Below are 15,271 nucleotides of genomic sequence, written 5' to 3' on the forward strand. Positions count from 1 at the left end.
TTAGCCCTCCATCATATTGGCGAAGACGATCTCAGGAAACATATAGTTCGTTTCTACGTTCTTACCTTGTTTGGTATCGAACACAGGGAACTTGATAGTGTTGTCGCGAGACTGGCGAGCTTCATCCATGACTTTGACGACTTCGTTGTAAGGAACTTTGCCATCAGGGTTGAGTTCAATTTTGAAAATCTCGGGGTGTGCTTTTTTAACTGCAACTAATTTTTGGTGTAAAGTCGGGTAGTCGAAGGCGCCATTCTTAAGAGGAATATTCTCGACCTGATCTTTACCTTTTTCAGTCACAACGATGTTGATTCCGTCTTTAGCATCGACTTCAATCGCCACACTTGTCGGAGTAGGTTGTTGTTCCTGGCGTTGAATCGCTTCACTGACGACTTGCGGAAGTTCTGTTTCGATCACCATCATTTGCACGAAGGCCGATGAAAGCAGAAGAACCGGAACAAGTTTTACCATCACGGCAAGGAGGGGAGCCAAGTCCAACTCGAACTCACTGTGATGATTAATTTTGATCTTTTTCATGCGTCTCATAAATTATCCCATCCTTGATAAGGTTCCACCGCTCACCCAAAAGCTTCCCTTAGGAAGCTTTTGAACCAGGAGACGGAGGAGTCGCTGCCGGAGCCGTTACGTGATCAGGGAACACGTTTTGGCGAGTCAGGTTAGGGATATGAGCGCTAGTCAAAAGCTCTGCTAGTTTTCCGCACTTCTCAGTCAATTGCTCAAGCAATTGGTTTTGACGAGCTGTCAAGAATGAGAAGAACACCATCGCAGGAATCGCTACGGCAAGACCCAAAGCTGTCGTATACATCGAAACGGAGATACCGTGTGCGAGCAATGTTTGTTTTTGTGCAGGGTCTGCAGTTGCAACCGCTTGGAACGAAAGGATAAGACCGTGGATCGTACCAAGAAGACCCATCAAAGTTGCGACGTTGGCAAGCATTGATAAGTAGTGCAGACGTTTAGTATAAAGCGGCATGTTCTCACTCAAAGCGATATCATGAGCTTGGAAGATCGTATCATCGTCACGATCTGCTTTCTCAATGATTGTTTTGAATGCGCTCGCCAAAGGTTTTTTCTCAAGCTGTGCACAAAGAAGTAAAGCCTCGTCCATTTTTTTAGCGAGAATAAGATTTTGAATCTTACCCATGAACTCTTCGACATTCATGCCGTAGTCTTTATAAAGTGCGCGTGCGCGTTCTGCCACGAGAACTAGAGCGCCAATTCCCACCAATAGAATACACCAGCCGACGAAGCCAGAATCATTCATGAACTTTAAGAATGCCATTTGTTTCCTCCTTGGAAACGCCACCGCGTGTCCATTTTGTTAACTGAGTCTTGCCTTGGTCTTGCACTTGGAGGAAACGAACTGCGTAATGCAAACCTGATTTTACGTTGAGTCTTTGCTTTGAGAAGTTCTTACGAACAATTTCACAAAGCACGTTGAAGCTCTGAGGATTCGCCTCAGATGTTCTAAAATGAATTAATACTTGTTGTCCGAGTTGTAGCAATGGATCGTTAAGAAGAACCAATGCTCCGTTTTCACTCACACTCAAAGTTTGTCCGTCAAAGAAGTTGTGTTCATTGTGAGCATAAATAGGAGTCACAAGATCCACGCGAGGAAATTTACGGTCTTTGAAAGCGCCGGAAAGATGATCTTTGGTTTCGATCAAACGGCACAAACGGTCTTTTGAAAAATCTTGCAGATCGCCTACAAGAGTCCAATTATCCAAGTGAGAAGCCCACACATAGTTGTAGTCAAAGAGCTCCCCATTTTGGATCATTGTGATCAGGGATCTATATTCGTAGGGACCGTATTTCATTTCCCCACGAAGGATATACCACTGAGCTGTATTTGTCGCTGCTTGTACCCCACCCATACTAAATCCTTTTAGAGTTTAATCGACTTCGGATAGTAGTCGATTTGAATTTTGGCGTCGGCACCAGGCACGGAACTTCCGTGGAAGGTGATCGTCAAGTCAGTTGCGTTGTAAGTCCAACCATTCGTTGCATCTTTGTTGATAACGACTCCGTCAACCATCACGCTGATTGTATCTTCTTGAGGTTCGCGGCTAAGTTTGAACACGGCTGAAAGTTGGATGATCGAGTCTGAGATCAACGTCAATGTGTCACCGAAGTTAGAGCACAATGAACCCTTCACGCCGCCAGTCAAATCAGCAAGCTGAGGAAGGCGAGTGGAAATCTTACGTGCGAAACCATCTGTAGAAAGTTGATTCTTACAAGCTGTGTCTGGCACGGAGATTGTGTTCACGGAATAGTTTTTACCGTTCACACTTGCATTCGTATAAGTATCCAAGAAATCTACGTAGCTTTGTACTGTGTAGTTCTTAGATGCATCTTCAAAAGCTGTCTCTGATGAACCAGAGAAGTCTTCTTCGTCGCTCACGATGATAACCGCCAAGAAAGCGTCATCGCGGCGGAAAGCTGAGTTCCAAGGATCAAGCAGAGTTTGCTTGAAGCTTTCAAACACACGCTCATCACCGTTACCAAGCGTTCCTTGCTTGATATTTGTGTTGAACACGTTGCTCATGTTTGGAGTGTTCTTATCCATAACAAACACGCCAGAGTGAGTTTCAACTTTTGGATTTGCTTGAAGAACCGCGCCATCCCTGATGCGGGCTTTAACACTGTCTGAATGAAATTGTTTTTCCCAAGCATCTGAAGTTGTCACTGCCATGTGGAAGTCATAGTTGTATTGATTGAAACGATTGATGAATGCCTGGAAGTTGGAAGCCAAGTTGTTTTGCGAAGTTTCCATGGAGCCCGAGTTATCGATCACCCACAAGATGTCAATCTTCTTAGGAATGATGACAGCTTGTTGTTTGTAATCGTTGGCGTCGTTGAGGAGGGAATAAGAGCTAGAGCTCTTGTTGCATCCTGCAAATAGTGCCACAGCTGAAGCTATTACGATTGCTTTGCGTGCGACTTGATTAATCATACGGTTATGCCCTCCTGAGCCCCACCATGCTTTGCGATGAAACCAGTTTCGTTCAATTCAACAAGAAACTGAAATTTGCGATAACTGCCTGATTTTGTTTTTTAATTTTTAAGTGGTCTCATTGTGAGACAAGCTAAGTGTTTGAAATCATAGAGAGTTGCAGAATCATTCATTTTCAAAAAAATTTTCTTCTGTAGAACCTCTCGACACTTTCAAAAAGATTCTCAAGCCCCATATCAGCTAAGTACGCGTACTTTTGGGAAGTTCCTTCTTACTGCCGAACTTCTGGCCACTCCCTAGGACGTGAAGGTGAGTGGGCTCGGGTTTTTCGCGCAAGAAGTTGCGGTGGATTTTTGTATCTTCGAGTGTGTAAGGGAAATTTTCTCCTAAGAACTCTTGGACAGCAGTGATTTTTATACATCATATATACTCACTCACTCTATCTGTCTATTGCTGCTAACAAATGAACTCCAACTTTTCACTTCCATTTGGCAGTGGTGTGCGGAGTTGTTTGCTATTAATAGCAGAAACAATAGCACGAGCGCCCTCCATCCATGAGAAGGCCTTCCTGACGAGCATCGTGCTCGTCAGGGAGAGTAACGGGGAGAATTTAAAATTTTGAATAAGGGGTTTTTAAAACGAAAAGTAATTAAAATAAAAAATAAAAAGCGACAAACAAAAACAAAAAAATCATCCCTTTATACCTTCCTTTCCTGGCCACGACGGCCAGGAAACAGCCTTCTCAAGGACGGACAGCCCACAAAGATATCCGCACAGCTGTACAAGAAAAAATCCACTTCCATTTGGCAGTAAAAAATAATCCATTGTTCATTTGTTCATTTGTTCATTTGTTCATTTGTTCATTTGTTCATTTGTTCATTTGTAAGGGCGCTGCATCACTTTTCTATTACAAAATCATCTTCTTAAATATTTTTATTGACGGTGTTTTTCAGTCCGTAAAATCGGTTAGGTGATGCTTCCTTTAAAAAGATAGGAGGCATCTCGGATCGGAATTGTTAATTCAATATAAGCAATTCATGAGCGAACAAAACAGCGAATTGAGTAGTTCCCATAATTCCATTTCCCTCAGGAAAATCGTCAAAAATTCTATTTTAAAATCTATGTTATACAAGTTCTACAAAAAGGTGATTTATGAATATTCGATACTTGTCTGATGAAAATCTTGAGCAGAATTTAAAATATTTAGTTCAAAAAGAAAGAGAAATTCTATCTGACATCCTTTTGCATATTGCGGAAGTGGATCGTCGCAAGTTGTATTTGTCGAAAGCTTATTCAAGTCTCTTTGATTATCTCACTAAGTACCTTGGATATTCCGCAGGAAGTGCGCAACGTAGAATCGATGCGGCTCGGTTATCTCGTGATATTCCGGAAGTTGCTGAAAGTCTTGAGTCTGGCAGTTTGAATCTTTCTCAAATAAGTCTTTTGCAGAAGGCCCTCCGTCAAACAAAAAAAGAGGCACACATGGCGGTTCCCGTTGAGATTAAGAAAGAAATCTTAAATGAACTTATCGGAAAGTCTTATCAAGACTCCGAAGTCCTTGTTGCTAAAGCGCTGAATATCGAGATCAAGCAGGCTCCTAAAATTCAACACCAAGCTGACGAATCCGTTCGGTTTGAAGTAAGCCTCAGTAAAGATCAATGGCAGAAGATGGAAGAAATGCGTTCATTGTTGTCACATTCACTGACAAATGGAAGTTGGGATGAAATCTTGGAGTTTGTCGCAGATAAAGTCATTCAGCAAAAAACTCGAAGAGCTTCGGAAGCTTCGGAGGAACTGAAGATTTCAAATTTAAATAAGAAATTTAAAGCAAACACCAGTGAAAGAAAAAATATTTCTGAAATGAATAATTTAAAATTAGATTCTAAACAACAGTCAGAAGTTTTTTCTCAAAGAGAATATATTCCCGCACCGTTACGAAGAATGATTTTTCAACGTGATCAATGCTGTCAGCATGTTGATAAAACCACAGGCAAGAAGTGCACTTCCAAATGGCAGTTGCAGGTTGATCATATTCAACCTGTTTGGGCTGGTGGAAAAAGTGAGCAAAGAAATCTGCAGTTGTTATGTGCGGCTCATAACAGAATGAAGTATTTCAAAGAAGCCAGTATTCAGATGGTAAACGGATAGCTTTTTTGATTAGATAGATAGATAGATAGATAGATAGGCCTAAGGAATGGCGGCAGGTTGCCAAAAGAGCAAAGATATATGCACGGGCCTTATCGAGTGGCTTTAGCCCACTTTGCGATCTTCGCTTGGAGAAAGTGCGGAAGGTGTTCGTTCTACTTTTTCGTCTTTGTGTTTTAGAGCTTTATAGAATGCATGAATAAATATTGCTCTTACGAAGATGGCGCTGGGATTTATAAGGCCTTGCAGTAGCATGTGAATGGTTTCAAACAAGAAGAAGCCGAAACCCCATTTGATGCATGAACGTCGTTTGTCTTCCCAGCCGATAATGGCGCAGACAGAGTAAAATGCTCCGGAAAATAAATTGTAATAACCCATGCCGATCATTTTTAGTGACGGAAAAATGCCAAAGACGACAGCTATACCCATAAGTAAATTTAAAACGCCTAAGAAGGCAAGAAGGCCATAACCAGCACCTCGTGACTCTTGCGAACTTTCTGGAGTACCATCGAGAATTTGACTGCCGTGAGAGACATAAGGAGTGGAGGAGCCCATCTGCCAACGAACGGTCACTGAGCTTCCGTCATCCAAGGAAAAGCTATTACCTTTGGTGATGCCTTTCCAGCCTTTTAAAACTCCAAGAGTTTCTTTATCAAGAGAAACGGTGAGGGTATTGGAAAACCAACCCCATTCAATCATCAAACTTTTTACTTTGCCATTGATACGCAGAAGATACTCTTTTTGTGCCACATTCATCTCCTAGAGTCCGCAGACCTTAGAACTAACGGCACAGTGTTTCGTAAGCTAAAGATTGTTTAAGAAGAATTTGCTGAACTTTTTAAATAAATAAAAAAACGTCGTCACATTTAGAGACGAATGCATTTTTCTATTTCTTTTTTAAAAGTGCCTTCGCCTTTAACCAAAAAGCTTCTTTTTCATCCAATGTCAAAGAACCCCAGTCTTTGCCTTCGGATTTAGCAATTTCGATCATCTTGTTAAAGCGGCCTTCAAAACGCTGATTGGCTTTGCGCAGAACTTGCTCGGGCTCCATGTCTAAATGACGGCCTAGTTGGGCTAAAGAAAACAACACGTCACCCAATTCGTGTTCGATTTCCGCAGTGGAACCCTCATCCAAGGCTTCACGCAATTCATCAAATTCTTCTTCCACCTTCGTCATCACACCTTCGGCGTTGTCCCAATCGAATTGCAACTTGTCAGTGCGTTTGCCGATTTTGTAAGCGCGTTGCAAAGCGGGAAGTGGAGGTACGTTCAATGCGTAAGGAGAGGCTTCTCCTGCGGCACCTTTTTCTTTTTTCTTAATGTCTTCCCAATTGCGCACAACTTCAGCAGAGTCGGCAACGGCCACATCGCCAAAAACATGGGGATGACGACGCACAAGTTTTTCGGAGATCGAAGCAATGACATCGTCCATCGTGAAAGCACCGCGTTCAGAAGCGAGCTGTGCGTGCAGAACAACTTGGAAAAGAACATCTCCGAGTTCTTCTTTCATTTTGGCGTCTTTTTCAGAGCTGGCAGGGTTTTCAAGAACTTCGACGAGTTCATGAGTTTCTTCGATTGCGTATTGAGTCAAAGACTCGTGAGTTTGCTCTTTATCCCAGGGGCAACCATCAGGGCCGCGAAGACTGGATACGATCTCGACTAAGGACTCAATTTGACGTAGGTTAGAAGGAATGCGCGCCATGAAAAGCCTCGACTTTCTGATGGAATCTCTTCATAGCTAGCACAATTACAGAGTGATTTCGACAATTTTCGTAAAACACGTTAGGGTAGTGTTAATGCCCTTTTAAGGATTACAGACTAAGGATATGCAACGAGCAAAGAATTCCAAAAAAGGCGAGAGTCCCGCGACTCGAGTCAGTTATGAAGATCACAGTCTTAAGTTTTTGGACTGGGTGGATTCTATTGGCCTGGAGAAAACTTTCTTCGGCCGCATCGTGCAAATCATGGAAGAAAAGTTCTTCATCCGTCGTGCGGCTTTGATCTTCCTGTATTGCGTCCTGTTATCCTACACAATCTTCTATCAATTCGATATTCCGTATAACTTCAACGTCGGTGACGTCGCGAAGTTTGATGTGGCTTCACCAATCGGTTTTGAAATGACCGATGAAGTAACGACGGAAGAGAAACGTCTTAAATCCGAGTACGCCGTTCCTATCGTTTATGACTATGACACGTCGGTGTTTGAGAGAGTGTCCGTGAACTTGATTCACTCTTTCAGAACGATGCGCGCCTATTACCGCGAAACAAAGTGGCCAACGGCCGCAGCGGCGTATCGTGCAAAAGTAAAAGATTTCTTTCAATACAAAAAGCAATTTGAAAAAGAACTTGGAGTCGGTGTTTCTGACTTCATGTTCGAATGGCTGATTGATCTAAAATTCAACCCACGTATTGAAGCTGTGATAATTCGCAATCTTGAAAGCTGGTACGACAAGAAAATTGCGGAAGCTCCAGATCGTTTTATCCCGGCCAATCAGCTCAACGTTTTAGCTCGCGTAGTTCACAAAAACAATTTGGGTAAAGAGTTCCCGATTGGACGGGAAGAGATTCTGGATCTACAAGCGCCCGAAAATTTCGAATTCGATTCTAAAAAAGACCTCAATCGCTTCTCTGAATCTGACCAAGCGAATTTATTATACTTCGCACGCTCTTTACTTGTTCCAAACCTCACTTTGAACAAACAAGAAACAGCCTCAAGAAGACAAGCTGCCCGTGATGCCGTCATTCCCGTGACGATCACAATCAAAAAGAACCAAACAATCATCACACAAGGTTCTGTGATTCAGCCCTTCCAAATGGCGGTGATCAAACAAATCGAAAACATCCGCGCTGACAAACGCAAAGACGTGATGGCCCTTTCCATGGCGCTCATGCTTTCGGTTGCGATCATGGTATTCTTCTCGTACCTAAAGCGTTTCACGATGAACAAAGTAAAGATCGACTTTAAAGACGTGACCGTCATGATGTTGATTGCGTTCGGAGTGATCTTCTTCACAAAAATTTATCTTTTCGTAACCGATGCAGCCTTTGCCTCCAAGATGGGGCACATCCTTCCGCCAGCCGTGTTTTTGTTTGCGGCTCCCGTGGCGGCAGGACCGATGCTCGTAGGCTTGCTCATTACCTACGGCGAAATCGTATGGCTTTTCACAGCGTTCTTATCGGTGTGCTTAGGAATCATGGTGGATTACAACTATCCATTTATGTTCGTCACACTTGTTGGTGGTATCGCCGCAGCCAGAGGTGTTTTCAACTGTAAAACTCGCAATGACGTGTACTTCGCCGGTGTTCGCACGGGTCTTATTAATGCACTCATGATCGCCTTCATTCTAACAATGACGAAGTTCGATCAAGAGGGTGGGGTTAAAGAAATTCTTCTTTCAATTCCAGCAGGCTTTATCGGCGGTATCTTTAGTGCGCTTGTTGCAATGATGTTCATTCCTCTTTTGGAATCGATCTTCAACTACACGACAGACGTGAAACTTCTGGAGCTCAGCAACCTCAATCATCCGCTCTTAAAAGAAATGATCGTCAAAGCTCCAGGAACTTATCACCACTCGATGATGGTAGGCTCCATGGTGGAGGCCGCTGCGGAAGAAATCGGCGCGAATCCACTATTGGGAAAAGTCATGTGCTACTACCACGACATCGGAAAGATGGAGCACGCCAATTACTTTATCGAGAATCAAAAACCAGGACACAACCCGCACGATCATATTTCTCCGTTCATGAGTAAGACCTTGCTTGTCGCACACGTGAAAGACGGGATTGAGATGGGAACGTCTTACAAACTAGGTAAGCCGATCCTTGACGGTATCATCCAGCATCATGGAACGACGCTGATCTCTTACTTCTATAACAAGGCCCTTGATCTTAAAAAAGAAGACGATCCAGAAATCAGCGACAACGACTTCCGCTATCCGGGACCAAAACCACAATTCCGTGAATCAGCGCTTTGCATGCTTGCCGATAGTATCGAAGCCGCTGCACGTTCTTTGGATGAACCGACGCCAACGCGTTTGCAAAACATTGTTCGCAATATCATTCAAAGAAAGTTTTCAGACGGGCAGCTCGATGAGTGTAATCTGACCCTCAAAGACATTTCTAAAGTTGAAGCCGCTTTCGTGCGCATTCTTCTTGGGATTTACCATCAACGTATCGATTATCCAAAGAGCGCCGGTGGCGGTTTAGGAGATGTCGGTCAAGTAACGCCATCACAAGGGTAGACATGCAAGTTCTGATCGTGAATGAGTCTAAACACTCCGTTCCCCGCAAATTCGTTAATGAATGGATGGAAGACATCACAGCGGAACTTAAAAAACGCAAGGTGCTGAAAGCCGCGCAAGCTTCCCGTGAACTTACGTTGGTGTTCTTAGATAAAAAGCCCGCACAGAAAATCAATTTTGAATTCCGTGGCAAAGACTATGCGACGGATGTTCTTAGTTTTGATTCCATGGATCCAAGTTCTTTCGGAGAGTTGGTTCTGTGCCCGGAAGTTTTAAAACGCCAAGCTAAGGAACATAAACTCACGTATCAACAAGAGCTCGGTTACATGCTCTTGCACGGAGTTCTGCATCTTTTAGGATACGACCACGAAACAAACGAGAAAGACGCTCGTGAAATGTTCGGCCTTCAAGACGCGGTCTTTGAGAAGCTTTTGAAAAAAGTTTCTAGATAAATTCAGTTCTTCATCCTCTATATTCGCTCTCGCAGAAAAAATTCGCGGAAAATCCCCGAAAGCGCCCATTTGCGCACCTTGATTTGTTTAAACATTAGGCGATTCATACGCGTCTGAAGAGTTCACGACTCCCAATCCTATTTATTTCGCAAATCGTCGAAGAAAACACCCCTGGCACCGAGATTGTAATAGGGAGATTTCGTGTTCTCCCTAGTTGTCGCCTCCGAGAGCTTTCCCCCTCCCTGTTCTCGGAGGCGTTTTTCTTGACAGACGTGTCCTCCCGGATAAACTCTTTGGCATGTCTATCATTACGGAATCTTCCGAAATCAAAAGTAGAATCGCGGCTCTCGAAAGTTTCTCAAAGGAACTTCGGGGGTATCTTTGACTTAGATAAAAAGAAAAAGCGTCTGGACGAGCTTGCCATTCAAGCCGAGAACCCAGCTATTTGGGAAAAACCTGCTGAAATGCAAAAGATTAACAAAGAAAAATCCCTGCTTGAAAGAGCGGTGGGAGAGTTCGATTCTTTTGCCAATCGTCTCAGTGACGCGGAAGTGCTTTTAGAGATGGCGATGGAAGCCCAAGACGAAGGCAGTTTCACCGAAGTGAAAAACGAAGTCGCCTCTCTTGAAAAATACGGACAAGAGTTGGAACTCAAACGCGTGCTCAGCGGCGAACTTGATGCCAACAGCGCGTATCTTTCAATCAACTCGGGCGCAGGTGGAACAGAGTCGTGCGACTGGGCGCAAATGCTTCTTCGCATGTACACGCGTTACGCTGATAAACACGGATACAAAGTTCAAATCGTGGAGATGACTGAAGGTGAGGGCGCAGGGATTAAGTCATGCACGCTCCTTATCGAAGGCCCTTATGCTTACGGATATCTGAAAGCGGAGTCAGGTGTGCATCGTTTGGTGCGTATTTCTCCGTTTGATTCGAATGCCCGCCGTCACACATCTTTTGCATCGGTCTTTGCATGGGCCGAAGTTGATGACGATATCAATATCGAAGTTCGTCCTGAAGACATTCGTGTTGAGACATTTAGATCCAGTGGTGCCGGTGGACAGCACGTCAATAAAACAGATTCTGCGGTTCGTATGTATCACATACCAACAGGCATCGTGGTGTCTTGCCAAATGGAACGCTCACAGATTCAAAACCGTGAAAAGGCGATGAAAATGTTGAAGGCGCGTTTGTATGAAGTCGAAATTGAAAAGCGCAACGCTGAAAAAGACGCGATGAATTCGCAAAAGAAAGCCAACGAATGGGGATCGCAAATTCGCTCTTATGTGATGCACCCTTATCAAATGGTCAAAGATCACCGCACGGATTATGAAACCAATCAGGTGGATGATGTGATGGATGGGGACCTTGATGGCTTCATCATGGCTTATCTGAAGGAGCAAATCAAAACCGAGGCTCAACCTTCGTGAATAAATCATTAGCATGGATCTCATGGCGACTTTTGATTTCCCGAAACACTTTGTTCGGGGGCTCAACGCCTTTGTCGCTTTTGGGATTGGTGCTCGGTGTGGCGGCACTTGTTGCTTCCATGGCCGTGATGAGTGGTTTTGAATCAACGTTAAAAAAAGCCATGGCCGATGTGTCCGGGCACGCGCAAGTGATGAAGCGCTCTCGTTTTCCCGATGATTGGAAAGAACTGGAAGACCGCATTCGTAAAGCAGAACCCACATTGGTGTCGTCTTCGCGTTTTGTATTTATCGAAGCCGTTCTTGCCCATGAAGGAAAAATCTCAGGCATTCTTATTCAAGGTGTTGATACTGAGCGCGTGAATAAAGTTTTAAATTTCAAAAATCGCGTGGTGAGTGGGTCGGAAGATTTAACTCAAGCCAGTGAGGTTCCTCTTGCCTTAGTAGGGAAGGGCCTTGCGAATAAAATGGGTCTTAAAGTTGGTGACAAGTTTCGTGTCGTTGTTCCGGTGGCGGATTCCGTGGACCCGTCAAAGTTTCAACGTCGTGTGGGGCAATTCCAAGTTCAAGGAATTTTAGATCTTGGAAAGTACGAGTGGAACGAAAGATTTATTCTTGCCGATCTTAAGGCAGCGCAAAGCATTGCAGATATTGGGGATCGCTATTCAGGCCTGTTACTTCGTTTCGAAGACGTGGATCACGCGAGAGACGCCGCATTTAATCTTAGTGGCGTTCTGGGGTCTCCTTATTGGGTCCGCGATTGGCGTGATTCCAACGAAAATCTTTTTGAAGCTGTGCAAGTCGAGCGCCCTGGTATTTTCTTTGTGGTCCTTGTGATTACGTTGGTCGCAGCTTTCAATATCTCAGCCACATTGTTCGTCAATGTGGTTCGTCGCTACAAAGACATCGCCATTCTTAAAACCGTCGGTTTTTCTCGTAAGGACATCATCAAGGTTTTTGCCTTCCAAGGTCTGTTCTTAGGCGCCATTGGGATTTTCTTTGGATTTCTTTTAGGCTTTATCCTTTGTGGACTTTTTGCGTTTGCGCAATCTCGTTTGGGACTTATCGCTGGAGAAGTCTATCGCCTGGATTCTATCGAATTAAATATTCGCCTTGTGGATTCGATCGCTATTTGTATCGCAACCATGTTGATTTGTTTTATCGCGACTTTGGCTCCCGCTCGCCGTGGCGGAAGACTCAGTCCTGTTGAGGGGCTTCGCAATGAGTGATAGCAATGTTTTTCTTAAAGCCGTTGATATTCATAAATCTTACGCACAGGGTTCAGGCGAACTTGAAATCCTTCGCGGTGTGAGTCTTGAAATCAAAGAAGGGGAAGCGCTCGCGATTCTCGGAGCTTCGGGCGCAGGAAAGAGCACATTGCTGCAGATCATGGGAACTCTGGATCGTCCAAATCGGGGTGAGCTTTACTGTGAAGGTCGTGATCTTTTGGCAATGGGTGACGAAGAGCTTTCCCGTTTTAGAAATTCAGAAATGGGTTTTGTTTTTCAGTTTCATCACTTGTTGGGTGAATTTTCCGCGTTGGAAAACGTGATGATCCCTTGTCGCGTGGCTGGTGAGTCCATCAAGGTGGCGCGCGAAAAAGCCATGCATCTTTTAAACTTTATGGGGCTTGCCGAACGCGCCGAACACTTTCCAAGTCAGCTTTCGGGCGGGGAGCTTCAGCGTGTTGCGATTGCAAGAGCTCTGGTTCGTCACCCGAAAATTCTTTTCGCCGATGAGCCTACAGGAAACTTGGATTCCACAACCAGCGGCAAGATTCAGGAACTCTTTTTCCGTCTAAAAGAAGACATGAAATTAGCGCTCGTCATCGTCACGCATGATCTGACATTCGCGACACGCTTTCCGAAAGTCTATCGAATGAAAGATGGTCAGTGGCAGTCTTAAGGGACTGCTTGAGACATATTTGCGAGTCTAAAATTGTTGTAATTTTTTAAAATCATTTTGCGTTTACTGCTGCGGTAATTGTGCAACAATAATTGTGGCTTGCTGTCCACGCTGCTCCCACTTGAGATGTTCGATGTGCGCTTTCGATTCAGTAATCCTAGGATAGACTCGCAATCAAAAATTTAACTCTTTAGTTTTTTTAAACTCGCCGATAAAGCCACGTCCGGTACTTAGTACCATTAAAGAGAGGGAGTTTATGAGAAACGCAAAACGGATTTTACAAATATGTCTTGTTCCCACTTTGGGATTAAGTCTGTCAGCGTGTACAGGAAGTGGTGGCGGAGCAAGTTTAGATACATTGGATGTTTCGGGAGTTCTCAGTCTTGGCAATAGTTCTCAAGGGCTTGAGAAAGTTCAAAGTCTTGCGGAAAAAGAAGATTCTGTTTCTGCGATGAGCGTAAATTTGGCGCTATATAAAGTAACTTGTGCGACGACCACGCCGCCGATTCAAAGTGCTTCAGCAAGTGTTGGTAGCGACGGATCTTTCACGGTGAGTATCCCAGGTGCCAAGGGTCAACCTTTGAGTTGCTTCCTTGTAAACTCTGATGGAGATAAAGCAGCAGACTTTATTATTTCTGACTCGTCGAAAAAAGACTTAAATGGAAACTCTGAGACTTCTTCGACGGCGGCATTTAAAGAGCACGCAAATTTAGGAACGATCAATTTTGACCCGAATGCGGGAGAAGTGACTGTTCCTAAAAGCAATATCGCAAGTGTTGTTGAGGAAAAGAAACCCGTCGCAGCCAGCGTTTATGATCCATCGGGAGCTTGGACGATCAGTGCGGTTGATTTCACGTTGCCTCATGGTGTGAAAGCGCCGTGTGCAAACAACGATAATACATGTCATGGTCCACCATCAGGTCAGGCGATTTATTTAAAACTTTGGAAAGGTGTTGTGACAGCGGATAGCTCTGACATCTTTGGATTGCAAGTGTGGGAGGGTGCCAACTCCTTTGCGACTTGCGGTTCGAAAATTGGTTTAACTGCAGACATGAAAACAGCGTTGGGTGTGAATTTCAGCGCGAATGGTGCTGCCGATGCAGAGTTTTCTTTTTCATCATCAGTTCCTAACTTCCTTGATCAAATCACAAATCAAACGAGCACTGTGACTTTGACGGATGGTTGGAAGATGAGCACGGCGACTCTTCAGCGTGACATCACAACAGGTTGTGGTCCTCGTGATATCACAATCGGGGGCGTGATGTACTCAAACGCTTGGGTGTGTGGTGCGGACGGCTCTAACAACTATCAAGTGAGCTTGGGTGGTGGTTGTGTGGACTCGACAGGAAAATCTGTGGAGGTGCATGATTGGTCAGGATTCGGCGGCAACTGTTCTATGGCGGTCGACTCAAATCACATTCGCACGAACACTTGCAGTGGTAACGTCATGGTGAGTGGTCAATCCAAAGCTGTGACTTGCACAAACAAATGGGTTGTGACGGATTCTTCGTATGCACTTAGAGCCGATAACGTGAACTTTGACTGGAATGCATTTAATACTTCAAATGGAATTTCTTCAAATAACGGTCAAACAACGTGTGCGTCGATTGCCAATAGCGGTAGCTCTGAATCTTTGAAAATGGCGCAGCTTCAGTGTTATGCCGAATACTACTGGCGTTCAGGCATGGAGCGCACAGAAAATGCCTGCCTTCCTCGTGTAGATATGGACTGGTCAGCAACAACGTCTGAGAATTTTGCGCACGTGGATAAAATCCGTCCGCAAGGGTTGGTGTTCTTTGAAAAATACGCACCGTTTCCAGATGGCAGTGGTGGTTCTTTGATGACTCGTCAAGAGCACTACGAGGGCGTGAGTGTGGATGGAACGAGCTGGGTGAACTGCCGCGTGATTGATGTCGGTGGTTTGACGATCAAGAAAGTCAGCGACACAAAACTTCTCGCGACTTATCAGTCTTCACTCATCACAACAAGCACATCAAAACCTGCGTGCTTAGCAAAGTTCAACGGCACTCGTGAGTCTTACGTTTTCTATCTCAATAAATAATGAATTCTACACGGCGCACCCTTCTTTGGGGTACGCCGTACCTGTTTGAAACGCGACGCGCAGCG

Annotated in this window: 13 protein-coding genes; 7 read left to right on the top strand and 6 right to left on the bottom strand. The window is 44.5% G+C overall.

Features of this window, described 5'->3' with window-relative positions; all coding sequences use genetic code 11:
• The 4 genes from ACLSSO_RS06690 to ACLSSO_RS06705 are packed head-to-tail and all read right to left on the bottom strand — an operon-like array spanning position 1 to position 2,974.
• Positions 1 to 537 carry an ExbD/TolR family protein gene (locus tag ACLSSO_RS06690; RefSeq protein ID WP_413944442.1) on the bottom strand — a complete coding sequence of 179 codons (537 nt, stop codon included), beginning with the start codon at positions 535 to 537 and terminating at the stop codon, positions 1 to 3.
• A gap of 58 nt (positions 538 to 595) precedes the next feature.
• Entirely contained in the window at positions 596 to 1,303 is a 708-nt protein-coding gene (locus tag ACLSSO_RS06695) for a MotA/TolQ/ExbB proton channel family protein (RefSeq protein ID WP_413944443.1), read from the bottom strand.
• Positions 1,278 to 1,895: a PilZ domain-containing protein gene (locus ACLSSO_RS06700; protein ID WP_295906187.1), complete on the bottom strand. Its 618-nt coding sequence runs from the start codon at positions 1,893 to 1,895 to the stop codon at positions 1,278 to 1,280. The genes ACLSSO_RS06695 and ACLSSO_RS06700 overlap by 26 nt, the downstream gene beginning before the upstream one ends.
• Before the next feature lie 11 nt (positions 1,896 to 1,906).
• Positions 1,907 to 2,974, bottom strand: coding sequence for a hypothetical protein (locus ACLSSO_RS06705; protein ID WP_413944444.1), 1,068 nt, complete (start codon positions 2,972 to 2,974; stop codon positions 1,907 to 1,909).
• Positions 2,975 to 4,126: 1,152 nt separating this feature from the next.
• On the opposite strand from ACLSSO_RS06705, the gene ACLSSO_RS06710 reads away from it, so the two are divergent.
• Positions 4,127 to 5,122 carry an HNH endonuclease gene (locus ACLSSO_RS06710; protein ID WP_413944445.1) on the top strand — a complete coding sequence of 332 codons (996 nt, stop codon included), beginning with the start codon at positions 4,127 to 4,129 and terminating at the stop codon, positions 5,120 to 5,122.
• 102 nt (positions 5,123 to 5,224) lie between these two features.
• Here the strand turns inward: ACLSSO_RS06710 and ACLSSO_RS06715 are convergent, their stop codons facing one another.
• Together ACLSSO_RS06715 and mazG are read right to left on the bottom strand one after the other, a co-directional pair.
• On the bottom strand, positions 5,225 to 5,869 hold the full coding sequence (locus ACLSSO_RS06715) for a hypothetical protein (protein ID WP_413944446.1): 645 nt from the start codon (positions 5,867 to 5,869) through the stop codon (positions 5,225 to 5,227).
• 136 nt (positions 5,870 to 6,005) lie between these two features.
• Complete coding sequence (gene mazG / locus ACLSSO_RS06720) at positions 6,006 to 6,821, bottom strand: nucleoside triphosphate pyrophosphohydrolase (protein WP_413944447.1); 816 nt, start codon at positions 6,819 to 6,821, stop codon at positions 6,006 to 6,008.
• Positions 6,822 to 6,945: 124 nt separating this feature from the next.
• Between mazG and ACLSSO_RS06725 the strand changes: the two genes are divergently transcribed.
• The 6 genes from ACLSSO_RS06725 to ACLSSO_RS06750 all read left to right on the top strand — a co-directional run bounded on the left by ACLSSO_RS06725 (position 6,946) and on the right by ACLSSO_RS06750 (position 15,206).
• Positions 6,946 to 9,360, top strand: coding sequence for an HD family phosphohydrolase (locus tag ACLSSO_RS06725; protein ID WP_413944449.1), 2,415 nt, complete (start codon positions 6,946 to 6,948; stop codon positions 9,358 to 9,360).
• Positions 9,361 to 9,362: 2 nt separating this feature from the next.
• Entirely contained in the window at positions 9,363 to 9,812 is a 450-nt protein-coding gene (gene ybeY, locus ACLSSO_RS06730) for an rRNA maturation RNase YbeY (protein WP_413944450.1), read from the top strand.
• Between the two features lie 298 nt (positions 9,813 to 10,110).
• Positions 10,111 to 11,242, top strand: a protein-coding gene (prfB, locus tag ACLSSO_RS06735; protein ID WP_413944451.1) for a peptide chain release factor 2 whose coding sequence is annotated in 2 segments (ribosomal slippage) — positions 10,111 to 10,191 and positions 10,193 to 11,242 — 1,131 coding nt in all. Because the reading frame shifts where the segments join, the coding sequence is not laid out codon by codon here.
• Positions 11,239 to 12,468 (top strand): FtsX-like permease family protein, encoded by a 1,230-nt coding sequence (locus tag ACLSSO_RS06740; RefSeq protein WP_413944452.1) that lies wholly within the window; start codon positions 11,239 to 11,241, stop codon positions 12,466 to 12,468. Before prfB ends, ACLSSO_RS06740 begins: the two co-directional genes overlap by 4 nt.
• Positions 12,461 to 13,144: an ABC transporter ATP-binding protein gene (locus tag ACLSSO_RS06745; protein ID WP_340591020.1), complete on the top strand. Its 684-nt coding sequence runs from the start codon at positions 12,461 to 12,463 to the stop codon at positions 13,142 to 13,144. The genes ACLSSO_RS06740 and ACLSSO_RS06745 overlap by 8 nt, the downstream gene beginning before the upstream one ends.
• Positions 13,145 to 13,400: 256 nt before the next feature.
• Entirely contained in the window at positions 13,401 to 15,206 is a 1,806-nt protein-coding gene (locus ACLSSO_RS06750; protein ID WP_413944453.1) for a hypothetical protein, read from the top strand.
• The last annotated feature ends 65 nt before the right edge of the window (positions 15,207 to 15,271 follow it).

Source organism: Bdellovibrio sp. HCB-162, assembly GCF_047344985.1.
Lineage (GTDB): Bacteria > Bdellovibrionota > Bdellovibrionia > Bdellovibrionales > Bdellovibrionaceae > Bdellovibrio.